This window comes from Synechococcus sp. CBW1006 (genome assembly GCF_015840525.1).
Classification (GTDB): Bacteria; Cyanobacteriota; Cyanobacteriia; order PCC-6307; family Cyanobiaceae; genus CBW1002.
This window is the reverse complement of record NZ_CP060396.1, coordinates 2,341,661-2,360,352: the sequence shown is the minus strand read 5'-3', so window position 1 is coordinate 2,360,352 and position 18,692 is coordinate 2,341,661. Positions and strand designations below refer to the sequence as shown.

At 65.5% G+C, this 18,692-nt stretch carries 23 protein-coding genes, 1 tRNA gene and 1 pseudogene; 13 read left to right on the top strand and 12 right to left on the bottom strand.

From position 1 onward, the window contains the following. Window positions 1-5: 5 nt before the first annotated feature. Window positions 6-686: a metallophosphoesterase gene (locus tag H8F26_RS11390; protein ID WP_197154022.1), complete on the bottom strand. Its 681-nt coding sequence runs from the start codon at window positions 684-686 to the stop codon at window positions 6-8. A 133-nt stretch (window positions 687-819) separates the two neighbouring features. Between H8F26_RS11390 and H8F26_RS11385 the strand changes: the two genes are divergently transcribed. After that, window positions 820-1,158 carry a hypothetical protein gene (locus H8F26_RS11385; protein WP_197154021.1) on the top strand — a complete coding sequence of 113 codons (339 nt, stop codon included), beginning with the start codon at window positions 820-822 and terminating at the stop codon, window positions 1,156-1,158. 6 nt (window positions 1,159-1,164) lie between these two features. On the opposite strand, the gene H8F26_RS11380 is transcribed toward H8F26_RS11385, so the two are convergent. Together H8F26_RS11380 and H8F26_RS11375 are read right to left on the bottom strand one after the other, a co-directional pair. Next, window positions 1,165-1,485, bottom strand: a complete 321-nt coding sequence (locus tag H8F26_RS11380; RefSeq protein WP_197154020.1) for an MgPME-cyclase complex family protein — start codon at window positions 1,483-1,485, stop codon at window positions 1,165-1,167. Beyond that, window positions 1,482-2,231, bottom strand: a complete 750-nt coding sequence (locus H8F26_RS11375) for a pyridoxine 5'-phosphate synthase (protein ID WP_197154019.1) — start codon at window positions 2,229-2,231, stop codon at window positions 1,482-1,484. The genes H8F26_RS11380 and H8F26_RS11375 overlap by 4 nt, the downstream gene beginning before the upstream one ends. Window positions 2,232-2,460: 229 nt before the next feature. On the opposite strand from H8F26_RS11375, the gene H8F26_RS11370 reads away from it, so the two are divergent. From H8F26_RS11370 to grxD, 4 genes are all read left to right on the top strand, one after another. Continuing rightward, the gene (locus H8F26_RS11370; RefSeq protein ID WP_231598282.1) at window positions 2,461-3,168 is read left to right on the top strand and encodes a 1-acyl-sn-glycerol-3-phosphate acyltransferase; all 708 of its coding nucleotides are present in this window, start codon (window positions 2,461-2,463) and stop codon (window positions 3,166-3,168) included. A gap of 56 nt (window positions 3,169-3,224) precedes the next feature. Next, window positions 3,225-3,770 carry a hypothetical protein gene (locus tag H8F26_RS11365; protein ID WP_197159163.1) on the top strand — a complete coding sequence of 182 codons (546 nt, stop codon included), beginning with the start codon at window positions 3,225-3,227 and terminating at the stop codon, window positions 3,768-3,770. 100 nt (window positions 3,771-3,870) lie between these two features. After that, the gene (locus H8F26_RS11360; protein WP_197154018.1) at window positions 3,871-4,104 is read left to right on the top strand and encodes a BolA family protein; all 234 of its coding nucleotides are present in this window, start codon (window positions 3,871-3,873) and stop codon (window positions 4,102-4,104) included. 117 nt (window positions 4,105-4,221) lie between these two features. Then, entirely contained in the window at window positions 4,222-4,545 is a 324-nt protein-coding gene (gene grxD, locus H8F26_RS11355; RefSeq protein ID WP_197154017.1) for a Grx4 family monothiol glutaredoxin, read from the top strand. Between the two features lie 58 nt (window positions 4,546-4,603). Here the strand turns inward: grxD and H8F26_RS11350 are convergent, their stop codons facing one another. After that, window positions 4,604-4,870: a DUF6761 family protein gene (locus tag H8F26_RS11350; protein WP_197154016.1), complete on the bottom strand. Its 267-nt coding sequence runs from the start codon at window positions 4,868-4,870 to the stop codon at window positions 4,604-4,606. Window positions 4,871-5,029: 159 nt separating this feature from the next. Here H8F26_RS11350 and H8F26_RS11345 point away from each other — a divergent pair, with 159 nt between their 5' ends. Next, on the top strand, window positions 5,030-5,809 hold the full coding sequence (locus tag H8F26_RS11345) for a response regulator transcription factor (protein ID WP_231598280.1): 780 nt from the start codon (window positions 5,030-5,032) through the stop codon (window positions 5,807-5,809). Between the two features lie 17 nt (window positions 5,810-5,826). Here the strand turns inward: H8F26_RS11345 and H8F26_RS11340 are convergent, their stop codons facing one another. From H8F26_RS11340 to crtH, 3 genes are all read right to left on the bottom strand, one after another. Further along, window positions 5,827-6,366 carry a hypothetical protein gene (locus H8F26_RS11340; RefSeq protein WP_231597780.1) on the bottom strand — a complete coding sequence of 180 codons (540 nt, stop codon included), beginning with the start codon at window positions 6,364-6,366 and terminating at the stop codon, window positions 5,827-5,829. Next, the gene (locus H8F26_RS11335) at window positions 6,363-6,647 is read right to left on the bottom strand and encodes a hypothetical protein (RefSeq protein ID WP_197154015.1); all 285 of its coding nucleotides are present in this window, start codon (window positions 6,645-6,647) and stop codon (window positions 6,363-6,365) included. The genes H8F26_RS11340 and H8F26_RS11335 overlap by 4 nt, the downstream gene beginning before the upstream one ends. 151 nt (window positions 6,648-6,798) lie before the next feature. Continuing rightward, window positions 6,799-8,364 (bottom strand): carotenoid isomerase, encoded by a 1,566-nt coding sequence (gene crtH, locus H8F26_RS11330; RefSeq protein WP_197159161.1) that lies wholly within the window; start codon window positions 8,362-8,364, stop codon window positions 6,799-6,801. 99 nt (window positions 8,365-8,463) lie between these two features. Between crtH and H8F26_RS11325 the strand changes: the two genes are divergently transcribed. Beyond that, complete coding sequence (locus tag H8F26_RS11325) at window positions 8,464-9,468, top strand: NAD(P)-dependent alcohol dehydrogenase (protein ID WP_197154014.1); 1,005 nt, start codon at window positions 8,464-8,466, stop codon at window positions 9,466-9,468. On the opposite strand, the gene trmFO is transcribed toward H8F26_RS11325, so the two are convergent. Genes trmFO through H8F26_RS11310 form a run of 3 tightly spaced genes read right to left on the bottom strand, consistent with a single transcriptional unit; the run spans window position 9,465 to window position 11,590 of the window. Next, window positions 9,465-10,898 carry an FADH(2)-oxidizing methylenetetrahydrofolate--tRNA-(uracil(54)-C(5))-methyltransferase TrmFO gene (gene trmFO / locus H8F26_RS11320; protein ID WP_231605151.1) on the bottom strand — a complete coding sequence of 478 codons (1,434 nt, stop codon included), beginning with the start codon at window positions 10,896-10,898 and terminating at the stop codon, window positions 9,465-9,467. The genes H8F26_RS11325 and trmFO overlap by 4 nt on opposite strands. 7 nt (window positions 10,899-10,905) lie before the next feature. Next, window positions 10,906-11,028, bottom strand: a complete 123-nt coding sequence (locus H8F26_RS11315; RefSeq protein WP_197154013.1) for a photosystem II protein Y — start codon at window positions 11,026-11,028, stop codon at window positions 10,906-10,908. A 46-nt stretch (window positions 11,029-11,074) separates the two neighbouring features. Further along, the gene (locus tag H8F26_RS11310) at window positions 11,075-11,590 is read right to left on the bottom strand and encodes a gamma carbonic anhydrase family protein (protein ID WP_197154012.1); all 516 of its coding nucleotides are present in this window, start codon (window positions 11,588-11,590) and stop codon (window positions 11,075-11,077) included. A gap of 151 nt (window positions 11,591-11,741) precedes the next feature. Here H8F26_RS11310 and H8F26_RS11305 point away from each other — a divergent pair. The 3 genes from H8F26_RS11305 (at window position 11,742) to H8F26_RS11295 (ending at window position 14,718) form a co-directional block, all read left to right on the top strand. Then, a tRNA-Lys gene (locus H8F26_RS11305) sits at window positions 11,742-11,813 on the top strand. Window positions 11,814-12,110: 297 nt separating this feature from the next. Beyond that, window positions 12,111-13,601: an IS66 family transposase gene (locus H8F26_RS11300; protein WP_197153750.1), complete on the top strand. Its 1,491-nt coding sequence runs from the start codon at window positions 12,111-12,113 to the stop codon at window positions 13,599-13,601. A gap of 64 nt (window positions 13,602-13,665) precedes the next feature. Continuing rightward, complete coding sequence (locus H8F26_RS11295) at window positions 13,666-14,718, top strand: IS5 family transposase (RefSeq protein ID WP_231605150.1); 1,053 nt, start codon at window positions 13,666-13,668, stop codon at window positions 14,716-14,718. A 304-nt stretch (window positions 14,719-15,022) separates the two neighbouring features. Here H8F26_RS11295 and H8F26_RS20155 read toward each other — a convergent pair whose 3' ends face one another. Next, complete coding sequence (locus H8F26_RS20155) at window positions 15,023-15,328, bottom strand: hypothetical protein (RefSeq protein WP_370594617.1); 306 nt, start codon at window positions 15,326-15,328, stop codon at window positions 15,023-15,025. Between the two features lie 460 nt (window positions 15,329-15,788). On the opposite strand from H8F26_RS20155, the pseudogene H8F26_RS19410 reads away from it, so the two are divergent. The 3 genes and pseudogenes from H8F26_RS19410 to H8F26_RS11275 all read left to right on the top strand — a co-directional run bounded on the left by H8F26_RS19410 (window position 15,789) and on the right by H8F26_RS11275 (window position 17,256). After that, window positions 15,789-16,202, top strand: a pseudogene (locus tag H8F26_RS19410) (linear amide C-N hydrolase). A gap of 249 nt (window positions 16,203-16,451) precedes the next feature. Beyond that, window positions 16,452-16,907 carry a hypothetical protein gene (locus H8F26_RS11280; RefSeq protein WP_231605149.1) on the top strand — a complete coding sequence of 152 codons (456 nt, stop codon included), beginning with the start codon at window positions 16,452-16,454 and terminating at the stop codon, window positions 16,905-16,907. 28 nt (window positions 16,908-16,935) lie between these two features. Continuing rightward, window positions 16,936-17,256 carry a helix-turn-helix transcriptional regulator gene (locus tag H8F26_RS11275; RefSeq protein WP_197154009.1) on the top strand — a complete coding sequence of 107 codons (321 nt, stop codon included), beginning with the start codon at window positions 16,936-16,938 and terminating at the stop codon, window positions 17,254-17,256. A 9-nt stretch (window positions 17,257-17,265) separates the two neighbouring features. Here the strand turns inward: H8F26_RS11275 and H8F26_RS11270 are convergent, their stop codons facing one another. After that, window positions 17,266-18,594, bottom strand: a complete 1,329-nt coding sequence (locus H8F26_RS11270; RefSeq protein WP_197154008.1) for an FAD/NAD(P)-binding oxidoreductase — start codon at window positions 18,592-18,594, stop codon at window positions 17,266-17,268. Window positions 18,595-18,692: the final 98 nt, after the last annotated feature.

Sequence of the window (18,692 nt, the reverse complement as noted above, 5' to 3'; positions counted from 1 at the left end):
TGCCCTTAGAAGCGGCCGCCCGCCAGTGCTTCCGGGTAGGGCATGCCGGGCGGCAGTGGGCAGAGATCCAGACCGCTTCTGAGACCCGGCACCGCCCTGTGGCGACCGGTTTCGGGGCAGTAGGCGGTGAGTTCGCCGCCGTAGCAGGCGGCCGTGTCGATCATCACGATGCCGTTGAGGCGCCGCAGCTCTGGCCCTGGGGTGTGGCCCACCACCACCTCGCCGAAGCGGCCGTCGTAGGCCTGCCAGAAGGGCAGGCGGATGCGCAGGTCGGGCGTCCAGTCCACCGGATCGAAGCCGGCGTGGGTGGCGGCCCAGCCCTGCCCCCAATACACCAGCGGCAGGCTGGCCAGGCGATCACGCCAGATGCGGCAGAGGCCATCGCCCAGCTGGCGGTAGGTGTCGCAACCGGCCAGGGCCTGCTGGCCGAACCAGTGGCCCTGGTCGAGGGCCTCGAGCAGCGCCTGCTCGTGGTTGCCACGCAGCCAGACGGCCCGGCCGCTCAGCACCAGCTGCCACACCATCCGCATGGTGCGCTCGATCTGGGGGCCGCGGTTGATCACGTCGCCACAGAACACCAGCCGATCGTCAGGCGGCAGCGCTCCGATCAGCCTCTGCAGGGCATCAGCACAGCCATGGACGTCCCCGATGACCCAATGGCGTGGGGGACGTGAAAAGGGCGTCATCAATCGGATGCGTTAGTCAGAGTCTTGCCCCGGGCCGGTCGGATTGTCATCTTTTCTCTCCTGGCCATGCAGCGCAGAGGGCGCCATCGTTCGCTGAGATCGCTGATACGGTGCGGCCTGGAGCTGCGATGGGATGGATCCAAAAACTCTGCCACCGAGTCAGCGGGTGAAGCTTCTCGTCTCGGCCCTGAATGGTGCCAAGCGCACCAACGAGGCCCTGGCCCGCTGCAGCGATGGCGAGGCCATGCTCGATGTGCTGCTGGATGCCTCCGCGAAGCTCGGCCTTGGCCTCAGCCGCGACGACCTGATGAACACCCCGCCGATCCGCGACTGGATCTGGTGGAAGAACAAGGAAGCGCCGCTCACGATCGGCGACAGCAAGCCCCGCTACCAGCAGGATGGTGGCCAGGGGCGACTCGCCTCCGGATCGGAGGGGGAACCGGAACGCAAGCGCTTCCTGGGGTTGTTCTGAAGCCCCTCAGGCCAGGCTGGCCAGGGCATCGGGGATGGACGCGCTCGGGGCCTCGAACGATCCCTGGGCGACGAATTCCAGGCGCAGTTTCATGAAGGTGATGAACTTCTCATCGGTGGAGACCACCGCCGCGGCCGGGCGAGGCACGGTGGCGGCGATGGCCGCCAGTTCGGGCGCCTCGAGGAAGGCCGGCCGCTTCACCAGCCAGAAATCGATGGCGCGTCCCTTCTCGCCGTAGTTGCTCACCCGCTCGCGCAGCACTTCCTCAAGCGGCTCCTCGACGGTGAGGAAGGCTTCACTGGCGGCGACGAAGTGGTACGTGCTCATGGGTGGTGGCTGCCGAACAGGGGGTCGCGGCGGGGATTCTGAATCAGCGCCTTCATCTGCCGCACCGCCGTCTCCAGGCCCACCGCCAGGGCGCGGGCCACGATCGTGTGGCCGATGTTGAGTTCCTCCATGCCCTCGATCGCTGCCACCGGTTCGACGTTGCGGTAAGTGAGGCCGTGGCCGGCATTGACCCGCAGCCCCAGCTGGCGGGCGTGGGTGGTGGCCTCGATCAGGCGGGCCAGCTCCAGCGGTTGCTGCTCCCAGGGGGCTTCGGCGTAGGCGCCGGTGTGGAGCTCCACCCAGCGGGCGCCGCTGGCGACGCAGGCCTGCAGCTGGGCCCCGTCCGGATCAACGAACAGGCTCACGCCGATGCCGTTGTCCTGCAGATGGCCCACCAGGGCGCGCAGCGGATCGATCTGGCCGGCCACGTCCAGCCCCCCTTCGGTGGTCACCTCCTGGCGCCGTTCCGGCACAAGGGTGACCATGTCCGGCCGCAGGCGCAGGGCGATCGCCTCCATCTCGGCGGTGGCCGCCATCTCCAGGTTGAGGCGGCTGCGCACGGTGGCGCGCAGCAGTTCCACGTCCCGGTCCTGGATGTGGCGCCGGTCTTCCCTCAGGTGCACGGTGATGCCATCGGCCCCGCCCAGCTCCGCCAGCAGGGCGTGGGTGACCGGATCGGGCTCGACCGTGCGACGGGCCTGGCGCACCTGGGCGATGTGATCGATGTTGACGCCGAGGCTGGCCATGAACAGGGAATGGGGGCGGGGGGCCGAGTTTATGAAGGGCCGCAGGCGTAACTGCCCGTGGCGCTGCCCGTGGCCGCGGCGGGCTTCTTAAGTTGAGTGCAGGCGACGTTTCGCGGTGATCGGCGGTTCGGTGTTGGCGCAGACCGAGAAGCCGTGCAGCGGCCATCCCTTCCATGCAGTGGAGTCCCACGGCTCGGACTGTTCATCAGAGCCGGCACCCTCTTCAAGCCTGGCTCTGCGCGGCGAGGGTGGCTCCCTGCGCGAGCGCGGCCTCTGCAACGGCATCAATCCCTGGCTGGCCCCGCTGGCCATGGTTCTTACCCAGGACGTGGCCCTGAAGGGTTTCTTCTCCCGACTGATCGTGCAGGGGGCCGAGCATTTGCCCCATCTGGGGCCGGTTTTGCTGGCTCCCACCCACCGGGCCCGCTGGGATGCGCTGATGCTGCCCTTTGCCGCCGGTCGACGCGTCACAGGCCGCGATTGCCGCTTCATGGTGACCATCGATGAAATGCGCGGGCTGCAGGGCTGGTTTCTGCACAGGCTCGGCTGCTTCCCGGTGAACCAGAGCCACCCCACCCTGGCCAGCTTGCGCTACCCCCTCGATCTGCTGGCCAACGGGGAGCAGCTGGTGGTGTTCCCCGAGGGGCGGATCCGTCGGGAGGACGGCCCGATCCGCCTGCACCAGGGGCTGGCCCGCCTGGCGCTGATGGCTGCCGGTCAGGGAGTGGATCCGGCGGTGGTACCGGTGGGCATCGCCTATGGGCACGCCGCGCCGCAACTCGGCGATCCGGCTGCCCTCCAGTTCGGCGAGCCGCTTCGGGTGGAGGGGCAGGGCCGCGCCGCTGCCCTCTCGCTCACCCACCGCCTGGCCGACGCGATGCAAACAGCTGAGGAAGCGGCTCGTGCAGCGGTGGGGCGACCACTGCGGGTCTCATAAAGTCCCACCCAGTCATTGGCCGTCCCGTGCGCAGGCTCTTCGCTGCCCAACGCCTCATCCGAGCTGGGCGCCATGCCGGTGCTCTGGCCGGTTCCGTTGCCCTGGCCGCTGTGCTCGGTGCCCCTGTGCTGGTGGCTCCGGCCCAGGCCCAGCAGGAGGAGCCCCAGAAGGCCCTCGAAGCCTCCGGCAGCGCCTTCAATCTCGAGTCGGTGCGGGCGGTGATCGCCCGCGGTGATGCGGCCGCCGCTGCCGGCAACCTCACCCAGGCCCGCAAGGATTACGACCAGGCCCGGGATGCCACCCGCCGCCTGCTTGGTTTCTACCGCGATCTGAGCGGTTCCTTCCGCGGCCTCGATGCCCGGATCCCGCGCGAGATGGATCGGAAGGGCCGCGAAGCCCTCGAAACCCTCGCCCAGGTGAACCTGCGCCTGGCGGCCCTGTTCCGGCGCCAGAACCAGCCCGAGGTGGCCGTGCCCCTGCTGGTTGAAGTGGTGAAGGTGATGACCCCTACCAACGAGGAGGGCCGCAAGGCCTATCAGAGCCTGGTGGAACTGGGCTTCGTGACCACCCCCTACGGGGCTCCCTCCACCCCGGCCCCCTGAGGCCCGCCTCGCCTGATCCAACCCGGAGGGGGGACTTTCTCGTCGGCTGAGAGAGCGAGTCCCTAGATTCCGCTCCGCACAGTGCTCGTTCACCGCCCCCATGGTTCATCCGGATCAGGTCAAGGAGGCGATCAGCCGGGTTCTGCCCGATGCCAGCGTGTCGGTGGAGGATCTGACCGGCGGTGGTGATCATCTGCAGGTGTCGGTGGTCTCGGCTGCCTTCGCCGGACTGCCGCGGGTGCGCCAGCACCAACTCGTCTACGGAGCCCTCAAGCAGGAACTGGCCAGCGAGGCCATCCACGCCTTGGCCCTGCAGACCTCGGTTCCCGCCTGAGATCGGATTTTCCGCTCTTTGTGAGCATGCCTGTGTCTGACCGGCTGTCTGGTCAGGTCGGGCCTTTGATTCCGGCGACCCGTTTCGCCATGTCCTTCACCGTTCCCCCCTCACCCCATGGACGCCAGTCTTCAGCAGCGCATCGAGACCCTGGTCGGCAGCAGCCCGGTCTTCGTGTTCATGAAGGGCAGCAAGCTGATGCCCCAGTGCGGCTTCTCCAACAATGTGGTGCAGATCCTCAACGCAATGGCGGTGCCGTTCGAAACCTTTGATGTCCTCTCGGACATGGAGATCCGCCAGGGCATCAAGGAATTCTCCGACTGGCCCACGATCCCGCAGATCTATGTGAACGGAACCTTTCTGGGGGGTTCCGACATCCTGATCGAGATGTACAACTCCGGCGAGTTGCGCGAAACCCTGGCGGTGGCCCTGGCCTCCTGAAGGCCTCGAATCCCGGCGCGACGATCCCGAAGCCCAGAAGCGATGACCCCGAATTGACTCAGTGCCGCTCCATCTCGTAGAGGGAGCGGGGGTCACCATCGGGGCCGATGAAGCTGGAGGGATCAAGGATCCAGCGATCGATCAGTTCCTCGAGGCGGCGCTGGGCCAGGGGGTCGAGCACGGCCGTGCGCCGCAGGGCGTGCAGGTAGCCATCGGCATACAGACGCAGCTCCGCCGGCCCGTGGTAACGGCTGGCCAGCTCCTGGCAGGCATCGCAGAGCGACTGGAAATGGCGGATGGCGTCGGGGTGCTGGAGGGCGGTCATGGGGGGCAAGAAACCCGGGGCCGGGACACCGGCGCACAGACGGGCTGAGGCGTTCGCTGCGGAGGGAGAGGCAGGGGACAGAACGAAAGGCATCAGGCGATACCCGTTTTCCCCTTACCCTGCCAGTAGCGTATCGGCAACAGGGGGGCAGGGGTGGACCTGAAGACCCAACAGAATCAGGCTCCAGCCATCAGCCAACCGAAACGGGTCTTGGTGGTGGACCCCCATGCCACCTTGCGCACGGTTCTGGCCCAGCGGCTCCGGCAGGATGGTCATCTGGCTGCCGCCGTGTCCACGGCGCGCGAGGCTCTGGATGTCTGTCAGGAGCAGGCTCCTGACCTACTGGTGAGTGCGGAGCTGCTGGAGGAAAGTTCAGCTCTGCGATTGGGGGCCATGCTGCGTTGCCCAGTGATGGTGCTCACCGCCCGTTCGGGCTCTGAGCCAGTGGTGGCCCTGCTCGATGGTGGCGCCGACGACGTGTTGCGTAAACCGTTCGGTCTGGAGGAACTGGCGGCCCGCTGCCGCACCCTGCTGCGCCGCAGTGGCAGTGGCCTGCAGGAGCGGGTCTGTGTGGGGCCTCTGGAAGTGCATCTGCTGCTGCGGCAGGTGACCCTGCGGGATCAGCCCGTGGAACTCAGTCCTCGGGAATTTGCCCTGCTCTGTGCCCTGTTGATGCCCCCCGGGGTGGTGCGCAGCCGCCAGGAACTGCTTCGCATGGCCTGGCCGCCGTTCAGTGGCGGTCCCCGCTCGGTGGATACCCAGGTGCTCACCCTGCGCCGCAAGCTCGAGCAGGCCGGTCTTGGCGAGGGCGGCGGCATCGAAACGATGCGGCAGCAGGGCTATCGCTTCAGCCTCGACACCCTTCCCGATCCTGTACCGGACGCTGCATCCGACCAGCTTCAGCTTCACCAGCCCCACCAGCTCGGTCGGCTGAACTGACCCTCAGGATGGAATGCTCAGGCAATCGGCCTGACAGCCAAGGCCATGATTTCGCCGATCAACAGTGCAACGACCAGCGCCGCCAGGAGCTGGTAGGTCCAGGGTGGGCTGATCCGGCCGATGGAGCTGGTGTCGAGCCCTGTTTGTTGGCTGAAGCGGCCCAGAAAGTCTTCGAAGGCGGCAACCCGCTGTGGCAGCAGGGTGGCCGCTCCTTTCGTATTTCGCACGTAGTAGACGCGCCCCCCCTGGCTGGTGGCCACGGGCGTGAGGCCGCGCACCTGGCTCCACTGCAAACTCCAGCCGCGGCGCAGCAACCAGCGGCACCAGGCGGGATGGCCCACCCGCAGCCCCTGCGCGTCCAGCTCGACCCGCTCGCTGGTGACCGCCAGCACCAGCAGCAGACCCAGCGCCACGAGCACGGCCATGGCCAGACGCAGCCCCTCAGGGGCGAGGGGCGGCAGGGGCAGCACCAGAGCCAGGTAAAGCCCCAGCAGGGTCAGCCGGATCAGCGGCGCCATCGGATGGATGGCCGGATCCTGGGCCTGCTCCGGGGTCATCGGTCGTCGGCGGAGCCGGGCAGCGGTTCGATCACGGCGCTCGGTTGGTAGCGGCCGCCGAACACCTCCGCTTCACGGCCCTTCCAGAAGGCACCCAGGCGCATCAGGTCGGCATGGGCGTCCTGGAGGCTGGTCAGGTAGGCCTCCGGCTCCATCTCGTCCTTGGCCTCCTTGAGCTTGGTGAGGCGCAGCAGGTGCCACATCCAGGGTTTGCCCATCTCGCCGCGGGCTTCGAGGTAGCGGGCCAGGTCTTCGGAGCTGGGGGTGGGGACGGAACTCATCGGCTGGAAGCCGTCGCCCGAGGGCGCGCGACGGCAGGAACGATGGTCACGCTATGGAGACATCCCCGCAGCTGCGAGAGCAGCACGGGCGGTTTTCCGCTGGTTCTGAGCTGACCAGTTCTGTGCGGATCAGCTGGACAGCCAGCTCCCTTCAGGCGGGCAGCGCCCAGGGGTTGAGGCCCAGATCGGCGCCGATGCGGTGGGCACAGGCGAAGCCGCTGAAAGCCACGGCATTCAGCCCCTGGCCGGGGAAGCAGGAATCCCCCACGCAGTAGAGGCCGCCGATGCCGGTGCGGTTGAAGGGCATCGGCAGGAGGCCCGGCAGGGGCAGGGCTGGAATCGGCCCGTAGCTGCCGCCCATGCGCCCGAGAAAACGGCGGTGGGTGCGGGGCGTGCCGATCTCCTGCAGGCGGATGGCTCCGGCCAGGCCGGGCAGGATCGCCTCCAGGCGCTGCACCAGCCGCGCCGCGTCCGCCTCCTTCTTGGCGCGATAGGCGGCGGGGCTGAGCTGGCGCCAGTGCTCGATGGCGCTGGGGGTGAAGGTGTGCACGATGTGGCGGCCCTCCGGCGCCAGGGAGGGATCCAGCAGGGTGGGGATCGACACGAAGATCACCCCCTGTTCCTCCTCCATCTGCGACCAGTCTTCGAGCAGCAGGTGGTGGCAGTGCAGGCCCGCGGGGATCAGCGAGGCCTCCACGCCCAGGTGCAGCGACAGGAAGGAGGCGGAGGGTCTGTAGCGGCGACGCCAGGTGGCTTCGGCCCTGGGGGTATGGGCGGCATCCACCAGCGGCTGGTTGACGGATCCTTCAGCGTCGGGCGCGCCGGCGAAGGTGTCCCAGCGGGTGGCATTGCTCACCACCCGCCGCGCCTGGATCGTTTCGCCGCTGGCCAGCTTCACGCCCACCGCCCGGGCGTTGGGCCGATCGCCTTCGAGCAGCACCTCGGTGACGCGGGCCTTGTAGCGGATCGCGCCGCCGTGCCGCTCCAGCCCAGCCACCAGCTTCTCGGCGATCATCCCCACGCCGCCCCTGGGGTAGTTGATGCCGCCGGCGTGGCGGTCGGAGAACACCATGCCGGCGTTGATCATTGGCGTGCGATCCGCCGGCATCACGCTCCAGCAGAAGCACTCCATGTCGATGAACTTCAGCAGGGCCGGATCCTGGATGTGCCGGCGGGCCACGTCGCCCACGTTCACCGGCAGCCAGCGGGCCAGGCCGAGGCAGGCCAGCGGTGCACGGAAGAACACCTTGGCCAGGTAGGCCGGATCCTCGAGCGAGAGCAGCGGCATCGCATCGAGGCAGCGGAACACCTGCCAGCAGGTGTCGTAGAAGGCGCGGATGCCGCGGGCTTCGTGGGGGAAGAGGGCGGTGAGATCGGCGAGGAAGGTATCGTAGTTGCGGTCGACCGCCACCTCCAGGCCGTCGGGCAGGTGGTAAGCGAGCTGGGCTGGATCCGGCACCGTGGCGCAGCGTTCGCCCACATCCGCCAGGGCGCGGGTGAGCAGGTTGGTGTGGCCCTTCTCGCCGAAGCCGAAGATCATTGAGGCGCCCACGTCGAAGGTGAAGCCCTGCCGCCGGAAACTGCCCCCCGAGCCTCCCGGGATCAGGTAGCGCTCCAGCACCAGCACCCGGGCGCCCTTGGCGGCCAGCTGGGAGGCGGTGACCAGCCCGCCGATGCCCGAGCCGATCACGATCACGTCCCAGTCAGGCCTGTCCACCGGTGCTGCGAGGGAATCGCTCACGTCTTGCCAGCATCGCCGCCGCAGACCCTAGGTGCCGGCCTGGCTAGAACCGGGCGGTAGCCGCAGCCCCCCTCGATGCAGATCACCGTGTGGCAGGCCGACAGCGTCGGGGCTGCGCTGCAGCGCAGCTCGGCGCAGCTGCTGGAGCCAGGCCCCGATGAAGCGCTGCTGGAGGTGCTGCACGGCGGCCTCTGCCACAGCGATCTGTCGATGATCGACAACAGCTGGGGCATCAGTTCCTATCCCCTGGTGCCTGGCCACGAGGTGGTGGGCCGGGTGGTGCAGGTGGGCGAGGGGGTGGATCCCTCCCTGGTGGGCCAGCTGCGGGGTCTGGGCTGGATCGCCGGCTCCTGCCGCCATTGCAGCTGGTGCCTGGGGGGCGAGGCGAACCTCTGCGCCGATCTTGAGGCCACCGTGGTGGGCCGCAGCGGTGGCTTCGCCAGCCATGTGAAGGGCCATCAGGACTGGCTGATTCCGATTCCTGAGGGGCTCTCGCCGGCCGATGCCGGTCCACTGTTCTGCGGTGGCATCACCGTGTTCGCCCCCCTGCTTGATGAGGCCGTGTCGCCCACGGCCCGCGTGGCCGTGATCGGCATCGGTGGGTTGGGCCACATGGCCCTGCAGTTCGCCAAGGCCTGGGGTTGTGAGGTCACCGCCATCACCACCCATCCGCAGGGCAAGGCCGCTGAGGCCGCGGCTTTCGGAGCCCATGGTGTGCTGGCGCTCTCGGCCCTGACAGACCATCGCGGCCGCTTCGATCTGATCGTCAACACCAGCAATCACAGCCTCGACTGGGATGCCGTGGTGGGGGCCCTGGCACCGCGGGGGCGGCTGCATCAGCTCGGGGTGGTGACCGAGCCGATCCCCCTGCAGGCGTTTCCCTTCATCGCCGGCCGCCTCCAGTTCACCGGCAGTCCCACCTCCTCCCCCGCCAGCCTGCGGCGGATGGTCGACTTCTGCGCCCGCCATGGCATCAAGCCCCAGGTGGAGCACCTGCCGATGGCCGAGATCAACACCGCGATCGAGCGGCTGCGCCAAGGGGATGTGCGCTACCGCTTTGTTTTGGACGGTCCTGTTTAAGCGGTGGTTGCCTGAAGGGCAGTGGCCTGAAGACCGGCTGCCTCAAGGCTGGCTGGCTGGAGACCGGCCATCTGAAGACTGCCCGCCTGATAGGGCTCCAGATCAGACAGGGCCCGGTCGCGGTAGGCGCCGTAGCGGCGGCGCTTGTCGCGGATGCGTTCGGCCAGCTCGGGCAGCAGGCCGAAGGTTGGCGGCATCGGCTGGAAGCCGCCGCGCTTGCCTGAGCCGCCGCAGGGAGCCTCGGCGATGAAGTGGGTGAGGGCGCCGATCATGGTGGTGGCGGGCAGCTGGATCGGCTGCTCACCCCGGGCCAGCCGGGCGGCGTTGGTGCCGGCCAGCCAGCCGCCGGCCACGGCCGCCGCATAGCCCTCGGTGCCGGTGATCTGGCCGGCGGCCAGCAGGGTGGACCGGCTGCGGAACTGCAGGGTGGGATCGAGCAGCTGGGGCGACTCCAGGAAGGTGTTGCGATGCATCACGCCGAAGCGCACGAATTCAGCGTTCTCCAGCCCCGGGATCAGGCGCAGCACCCGCTTCTGCTCGCCCCATTTGAGGTTGGTCTGGAAGCCCACCAGATTCCAGAGGCGGCCGTCTTTGTCTTCCTGGCGGAGCTGCACCACGGCATAGGCACGGTTGGCGCGGCGCACGTCGCGGTCGTTGACATCGCCCCAGCGGGGATCCCAGAGACCGATCGGCTTGAGCGGCCCATAGCGCATGGTGTCTTCACCGCGGCGGGCCAGCTCCTCGATCGGCAGGCAGCCCTCGAAGAAGCTGGCGCTCTCCTGCTCGAAATCCTTGAGCTCGGCCTGCTCAGCGGCCAGCAGCGCCTCTCGGAAAGCGAGGAACTGCTCCTTGTTCATCGGGCAATTGATGTAGTCGGCATCGCCCTTGTCGTAGCGGGAGGCGCGGAAGGCGCGGCCCAGATCGATGCTCTCGCCCTCCACGATCGGACTGGCGGCATCGAAGAAGTGGCAATCGGCCCGGCCGGTGAAGGCGCGCAACTGCTCCGCAAGCGATTCGCTGGTGAGCGGTCCGGTGGCCAGCACGGTGATCTGATCGGCCGGCGGCAGGTCCACCTGCTCGCGCCGCTCGATCGTGACCAACGGATGGGCTTCCAGGGCGGCGGTGAGGGCAGCGCTGTAGCGGCCGCGATCCACAGCCAGGGCACCTCCGGCGGGCACCGCGTGGGCATCGGCGGTGCGGATCACCAGGGAACCCAGCCGACGCAATTCCTCCTGAAGCAGGCCAGCAGCCCGATCACTGGAGAGCGCACCAAAGCTGTTGCTGCACACCAGCTCAGCGAAGTCAGCGCTGTGGTGAGCCGGGGAGCGCCGCAGCGGCCGCATTTCCACCAGCACAACAGAAAGTCCGGCCTGGGCGATCTGCCAGGCCGCTTCAGTGCCGGCGAGTCCGGCACCGATCACCAGAACCATGAAGGGATCAGGCGCGGGCGCGCTTGATCATCAGCTGCAGCTGACCCACGGCGGCGCGGCCGATATGGAACACGGCCCAGGCCGCAGCCAGAACGATCGGAGTGGCAACCAGCAGCAGCCGCAGGTCCATGGCTTGAAAAGGGGAATTTGGAGGGATCTTAAGGCCAGGCTGGCATTCAGAAGCCCCGCTCGCTGCTGCGGCCGGCATGGGCCTGCGCCAGCTGGCGATAGCGGTGGGCATGCTCTCTCTGCTCAGCGATCGCCTCCGGGCTGAGCTGGCGTTTCACCTGGGCCGGTGCCCCCATCACCAGGGCGCCGGCCGGCACGTCGCGCGTCACCACCGAGCCGGCCGCCACCAGGGCGCCAGCCCCCACGGTGACGCCATTGAGCACGATGGCGCCGATGCCGATCAGGCAGCCGTCTTCGAGGGTGGCGCCATGCACCACGGCCCGGTGGCCGATGGTCACGTCGGCGCCGATGGTCACGGGCTGGCCGGGATCGCCATGCAGCACGGCGCCATCCTGCACGTTGCTGTTGGCGCCGATCACGATCGGGCAGACATCACCGCGGGCCACCGCCGTGGGCCAGAGGCTCGCCCCGGTGGCGAGATCCACCTCACCGATCACCACCGCCGAATCGGCCACCCAGGCCTCCGGGTGGATCCGCGGCTCGGGCCAGGGGAAGGGGGCCATGGAGCGCGGCTGGCAAGGAAATTCCATTCTCGGTCGGCTCGCGATCGGCCTGCGATCGGCTGACGATTCTCCGCCCGCTTGGACGGGACCCCCGCCGGGTGATACGTTCGCTTGGAGCCCGAAAGGGCTGCCATGGGTTTCGCCCACTGGCGGGTCGCTAGCTCAGCGGTAGAGCACTCGGCTTTTAACCGATTGGTCCTGAGTTCGAATCTCAGGCGACCCATGATTCATGTCCCGCCATACTGTTGGACTGCAGTGCAGTTGATCTCGACCAAGTTCACGGCTTGCGCTCGTCTCGCCTGAAGGCCATAAGGGCACCTCGATAAATCAACAAGCCAATGCAATATGCCTAATCTGAGCTAATATTAGATTGATGACATTCTAATTCTGCAGTGGGTCAGAGAGGCTTCTGGGACGTATCCGTTCAGGGGGCGTGACAGCTCGCGGCGAACATCGGCCCTGCTGAACCCTTGACGACAGCTTGATTTCCGGTTGCATCTCAGGTAGAGACCCGCCTGTGATGACCGCACATCCGGCTGGAATTCCAGAAGCCGACTGGCTGGAAACTCCCGCCAGCGTCAGAGCGCTGATCAACGCCCAGCAGCAGGAGATCGAGCTGTTGCGCGGCCAACTCACCTCCTTGGCCACCGAGTTGGCAAACCTGCGTGAGCGGATCGGACGCAGCTCTCGCAACTCATCCAAACCTCCCTCCAGTGATGGTCTGGGTTTTAAGCCGCCAGAACGGCGCAAGGGCAGTGGCCGCAAGCGGGGCGGCCAGCAGGGCCATCCCGGATCCGGACCAGAGCTGCTGTCGATCGAGCGGGTGGATCAGGTGGTGGATCACCACCCTGATGCCTGCCGCCGCTGTGGCACCTTGCTCCAGGGAGAGGATCTCGATCCCCTGCGCCATCAGGTGATCGAGATCCCGCCGATTACCCCGCTGGTGATCGAGCACCGGCTGCATCGCCTGGTCTGCCCCTGCTGTTCCACCAGCACCTGCGCCTCGTTGCCGGCGGATGTGGAGGCCAGTCACTACGGCCCAAGGCTCAGTGCACTGGTGGGCCTGCTGGGCAGTGCCTTTCCGTTGAGTTTCAGCAAGACCCAGGCCCTGCTCCAGCAGCTGGTAGGAGTGGAGATGAGCCGCGGCGCGATTGCACGGGTCCGCCAGCGCTTGAGTGCAGCACTGGAGCAGCCCATGCAGGAGGCCCTTGCTTTTGCCCGCGTGCAGCCGGTGGCCTACGTAGATGAAACTGGCGCCCCCACCGGCAATGCCGACGGCAACAATCCCACTGGAAAGCGGGGCTGGCAGTGGGTCATGGTCACCGCCGTGGTGACGGTATTTGTGCAAGGGCTGAGTCGATCGACGACCGCTGCCATCGAGCTGCTGGGGAACGCCTTTGGCGGGATTGTGGTGAGCGATCGCTTCTCGGCCTACAACCACCTGCCCACCAAGCAGCGCCAGCTGTGCTGGGCGCACCTGATCCGCGACCTGACGGCCATCGCCGAACGCCCGGGCGCCAGCGCTGAATTCGGAGCCCAGCTGCTGGGCCTGCAGCAGCAGCTGTTTGGCCACTGGCACCGCTACAAGGAGGGAAAGATTGACTGGCCCGCCTTGCAGCAAAGCTGCCGGCCGATCCGCCAGACCTTTGAGACCACGCTGCAGCGGGTAGTAGAGCTCGGCTACCAGCGCGGCGAGCGAACGCCTTGGGCCAGCACAGTGCGCACGTGCCAGCAGCTCCAGAAGGTGACAGGTGGGTTGTGGACCTTCCTGGAGAACGAGGGAATAGAGCCCACCAACAACGCCGCAGAACGTGCCCTGCGCCAATCGGTGATTCAGCGCAAGATCAGTCAAGGAGTCCAATCCCGCCAAGGTGCGATCTGCCGGAGCCGCCTGCTCACGGTCACCACTACCCTCAGGCAACAGGGGCGGGATGTCTGGGAGTTCCTGGAGCAGGCCTGGATCGCCCATCACCGCGATGGGGTGATGCCGTCACTGCTGAGCGATCCCTGAAGGCAGAAGAAAGGACAAGGAAGAGTCTCTGATCGCTCAGCGGTGAGCGATCAGGCTTGCATTCGTGCGGTGGGGCGTCCCGACCCCTGAACGCATACTCTGGGACGAACAGCAAAGAGTCGCAAAGCTCAAGGAGAAGAAGCCGGTTCTTCAGCGACTTTCTGAATCGATCCCTTGGGATTCATTCCGCCCACTGCTTGACAAGGGCTATGTCCATGAGCGCAAGACTAATGCAGGGCGCAAGAGGATTGATCCGCTGATCCTTTTCAAGATGCTCGTTCTCCAGCAGCTTTTCAACCTCAGCGATGAAGAGCTTGAATTTCAGGTGAATGACAGGCGCTCCTTTGAGGAGTTTGTCGGGCTTGGTGTGATGAACAGCATTCCTGATGCCACCACAGTCGCCTTCTTCAGAGAGCGACTGCGCAAGGCGGAAGTTATCGAGGAGCTCTTCGAGATGTTTGAGGCATACCTCCGCTCCCAGGGCCTCCAAGCCCGCGGTGGCCAGATCATCGATGCAACTCTTGTTCCGGTTCCCAAGCAACGCAATACCCGCGAGGAGAACAAAGAAATCAAAGCCGGGAGGCTGCCGGAGGGCTGGGATGAAAACCCAGATCGCTTGCAGCAGAAGGATTTAGATGCTCGCTGGACAAAAAAGAACGGCATCAGTTACTACGGTTACAAGAACAGCATCTGTATCGATGTTGACCATGGATTCATCCGCCGATATGCTGTCACTCCTGCCAACATTCACGACAGCCAGTTGCTCCCACGCTTGCTGGATCCAGAAAACGAACATGACTTTGTTTGGGCAGACTCAGCGTATTCAGGTGAATGCTTTGAGGATCTTCTGAGTCTAGGTGGCTTCGAAAGCCTGATCCATGAAAAAGGTGCTCGCAATCATCCTCTCAGCGACAAAGCCAAGGAACTGAATCGTGTCAAGTCGTCAATCAGAGCTTGTGTGGAGCATGTCTTCGGCTGCATGACTATGTCCATGGGTGGAAAACTGACAAGAAAAATTGGGCTAGAAAGGAATGATGCTTGGTGGGTCCTCAAGAACCTGACCTTCAACTTCCTTCGTTATCTCCAGCGCTCTTCCCATATAGCAACTGTTGCATGAATCTCCCAGAGAAGCTCCCATGGTTCAGGAGATCTCGTCAATAGACGATATAAGGCTCTCATGCTCTGCCGCCTCTTCGGCGGCTTTTTCGTGTCCACAGAGACCTTGCGAATAGCTGATTATTCGAGGTGGCCATAAAAGATCGCCGGCCGCAATGAAGCGCATTCACAACCCGGGCTTTGACACTGTCCCACTTTGGGTGCTGACCCAACCATGAACGTCGTGTCGTACCAGTGCACGCCCGGCCTTGCCAATCACCCCAGACCTACAGTCATGCCGATCTGAATACCTTGCTGCTGGTCCATCAGATCAGCCTGCCGGTGGTGAGGGAGGACCCCCTTTCTACGGATGTTTGTTGCCGAACCCTGCACCGCGATGCCCGTGTCGATCCGCTCGATGGGTGGGGTACTGGACTGTACTGCCAGAGGCTGAGTACAGACCAGTACCCCTGCGAACGAGGCTTGGTGGCGGCGGTGGAATCGACCACGGCGCTCCCGATCAGCTGAAGCAGTTCGGATAGATCATCCAGGCCGACAATCTGGATTTTGCCTGTCCTGTCCAAGCTCTGAATGGCGCGACCGACGCCGATGCCGCCGCCGGCATCGGACACAACCCAACCCCAGAGCGCCAAGGCTCGGATCGGCGGTGAAGTTCAGCGTTGAAGTTCAGCGGTGAAATCTGACTGTGTTCAGCACCCGCCCTGCGAATCGAGGCACTGGGAAAAGAGGATGTGCGTCTTGCAGAGGTGCAGACGGCTTCATCTCTGGGCATCGGATCGACGGGCGGTGGCCGACCCGTCCTTCAAAGGAGCTTCAGCGATGTTATGCAGGGCATTCGTGCTCGAGAATCGCGCCGGCCTGAATGGATTCCTGCACGGGCGTGCTCAAGGGAATGAAGCAGGGCCTCCTGAGAAAGGAAGAACCAGCCCCAGGTCAGCAAGGTGGGGAGGCCCTGCTTTCAGAGTCTGATCTTGGCCTCTGGCCCCTGGGCCAGTTCGGGTCGGTTGCCGAAGTCAACGCTGCCATCGCCCCACAGCCCGTGAAGCTCGAGCCCTCGCGCTGCTGGGAGGTGTGGTGTCTCCCTTCGATGACGTGGTGAACGACGACAACAGCGCTTCCATTGTCATCGAGTTTCACAGGGGCAAGTTGTCGCTCTACGACAATCCAGTGATGGTGATGACCAATGCACCACGGTTTGATTGGCATTTAACCAATCTCGATAACTCTACGGTCCTGAGCAAGATCGATTGACCGACAGTTCACTTCGGCGACTCCATGGCGGTTCAACCGGATTCCGGAGTTGCGACCCCGGGCCTGCCTGCATCCAACACCTCGGTGGGGCACTTCGTACGCGCGGCGTTCTACGCCCAGTACACGGAGAAAGCCAGCACGCCGGACAGGGCTATGACGACGCTGGCCCATGGAATGAACAATGTCGATCGGCCATGCGGAGGCACAATCGATCGTCCTGAGAGATTGCCATGATTTGGATCATACTAGGTTTGAACTTTCAGCCCTTGCCGGTGCAAGCAGTCCGCTGATCGTGCCCTTGCAGCAGACTGGCAGCAAGGCGGTAGATGGCACAGCGGCTCTGATGACGGCTTGAACGCCATGACAGCCGGCTTCATGGGCTCGGGACACGGAGCCAGCACTGTTGGAGCCACCAGTGGGCGGAAGGATCGCAGTCGAGACGAGGCAGCCCCATGCGGGCCTGCTTGCGGCTCTGAGACAGCGGTGGCACTCATTCAGTGCAGCCGCTCGCTTCCCTTGGCCACCCGCGCCGTTTATACCTTCGCCCGCTTCCCGGATGCTCCAGTGCGCCATCTCACCCTTCATCACGACGGCTATCCCACCGGCGCCGCCTGGAGGTTTGCCGCGGCCCTGCGCCAGGGCGGCAACGCCTCGACGTTCCTCGCCGCTTTCGTGAGCTCCCAGCCAGGGGCGGCCCCTCTGGCTGGAGCCGACCAGGCCGCCGATGCCGACTACCGCTATCTGTTGACGCTGGTGGGCCGCCACGTTCCCCGTCTGCAGGTGGAATGCTGGCGCCGGCTGCCGGGGGCGACCAGCTGGCAGCGCCGCTGCGGCCCGATGCTCCTGGCCACCTTCATCCAGCGCTTCCTGCCCGGTGATCCGCTCCCCATGGGCAGTCAGCCCTTGCCGGCAGCGTGCATAATGCGTACAGAGACATAACCCTTCCGCCGTGGGTGTTGCCGGGTCCATGCCCAGTCCTCAGCTCCTTGAGGAGTACAGCCAGTTCTTCCGGCTCCTGAGTGAGCCGGCCCGGTTGCAGCTGCTCTGTCACCTGCAGAAGGGGCCGATGGATGTGGCCTCCTTGATCGAGGCCACCGGTTTCTCCCAGTCGCACATCAGCCGTCAGCTGGGCCAGCTGCAGCGTGCCGGGCTGGTGAGCTGTGAGCGCGATGGGGTGCGGATGATCTACCTCGCTGATGATCCCTTGGTGCAAGACCTCTGCACCCTGGTCCAGACCCGGCTGAAGCAGCGGCTCGAACAGCAGCTGCAGCAGCTCAGGGCTGCCTGAGCTCTCGGCTCAGCAGGTTCCGGCCGGGCCGGCTCCCGATTCGGCCTCGCTGCTGTCCGGTTCGCGATAGTCCAGCCGCAACAGGTGCACCAGCGGTGCAAAGGGTTTGAGGTAGCGGCTTTCGTGGGGCTTCCCGGGCAGCATCCGGTTCCAGTAAAGCCACGGCAGCAGGCGGGTCTTCATCAGCCACATGCTCCAGCGCGGCTTGGTGGGGTCCACCAGGAAGGAGCTCACCGGCTTCTGGCTGTAGTCGAACTCCGCCATCACCACGTTGCCGTAGCCGGTGATCAGGGGGCACACGGTGTAGCCGTCGTACTGAGCGTCCAGGGGCTTGCCATCCAGGAAAGCCAGCAGATTGGCCGACACCACCGGGGCTTCTCCTCGAACGGCACCGGCTGTCTTGGAGGTGGGCAGGCCGGCCACATCGCCCAGGCAGAACACATTCGGCCAGCTGGGATGCTGCAGGGTGAACGGATCTGCCGCCGCCCAACCGCCAGGTCCATCGCCCGCCAGCGGGCTGCCAGATACCACCTCCGGTGCTGTCATCGGTGGCACGGCGTGGAGCATCGCGAAGGACAGTTCCTCGATGCGGCTGCCGCCGCCGGCCTCCTGCACTTCAAACACCGCCACCTGCTCCTCGGCCCGCACCTGCTTGAGGTTCCAGCCGAAATGCACTTCGATGCCGCGGTTCCGTACCACCTTCTCCAAGGTGCGTGCATAGGCCGGCACGGAAAACAGAGACGTGAGGGCAGAGCAGAAGATCACCCGTGTGTTCACCCCCACGCCGCTTCTGGCCTTGAAGTGATCGTCGGCCAGATACATCACCTTCTGCGGTGCTCCTCCGCATTTGATCGGTGTTTCGGGCACGGTGAAGATCGCGGTGCCGCCCTGGAACTGTTTGATCGTTTCCCAGGTGTAGGGGGCATAGCGGTGTGAGTAGTTGCTGCACACCCCATGGCTTCCCAGGGCCTCCGGAAGACCCGCGATGCGCTCCCAGCGCGATTGCAGACCCAGGGCCATCACCAGGGTGTCGTAGGTGAGGATCTCACCGCTGCTGGTGGACACGGTGTTGGCCCCAGGATCGAAGCCCGTCGCGGCAGCCTGGATCCAGGTCACCTCGGTGGGGATCAGCGAGGCTTCGTTGCGGCGGGTCTGCTTGAGAGCCATGATCCCTCCCCCTACCAGGGTCCAGCCCGGTTGGTAGTCATGAACAGTCGATGGCTCAAGGATCGCGATCTCAATTCCGAGACGCTGCTGCAGAAGCAGGTTGGCCACCGTGATGCCGGCGCAGCCCCCTCCGACGATCAGGATCTGATGATGACGGGAAGAGGACGCCATCAGAGCCAACACCGATCAACAGGTTCCAGGTATCAAAACTAACAAGCCATCACCAGCGGCAAGGGGCTGGGCTGGGGCAGCAGCTCAAGCCCACCAGG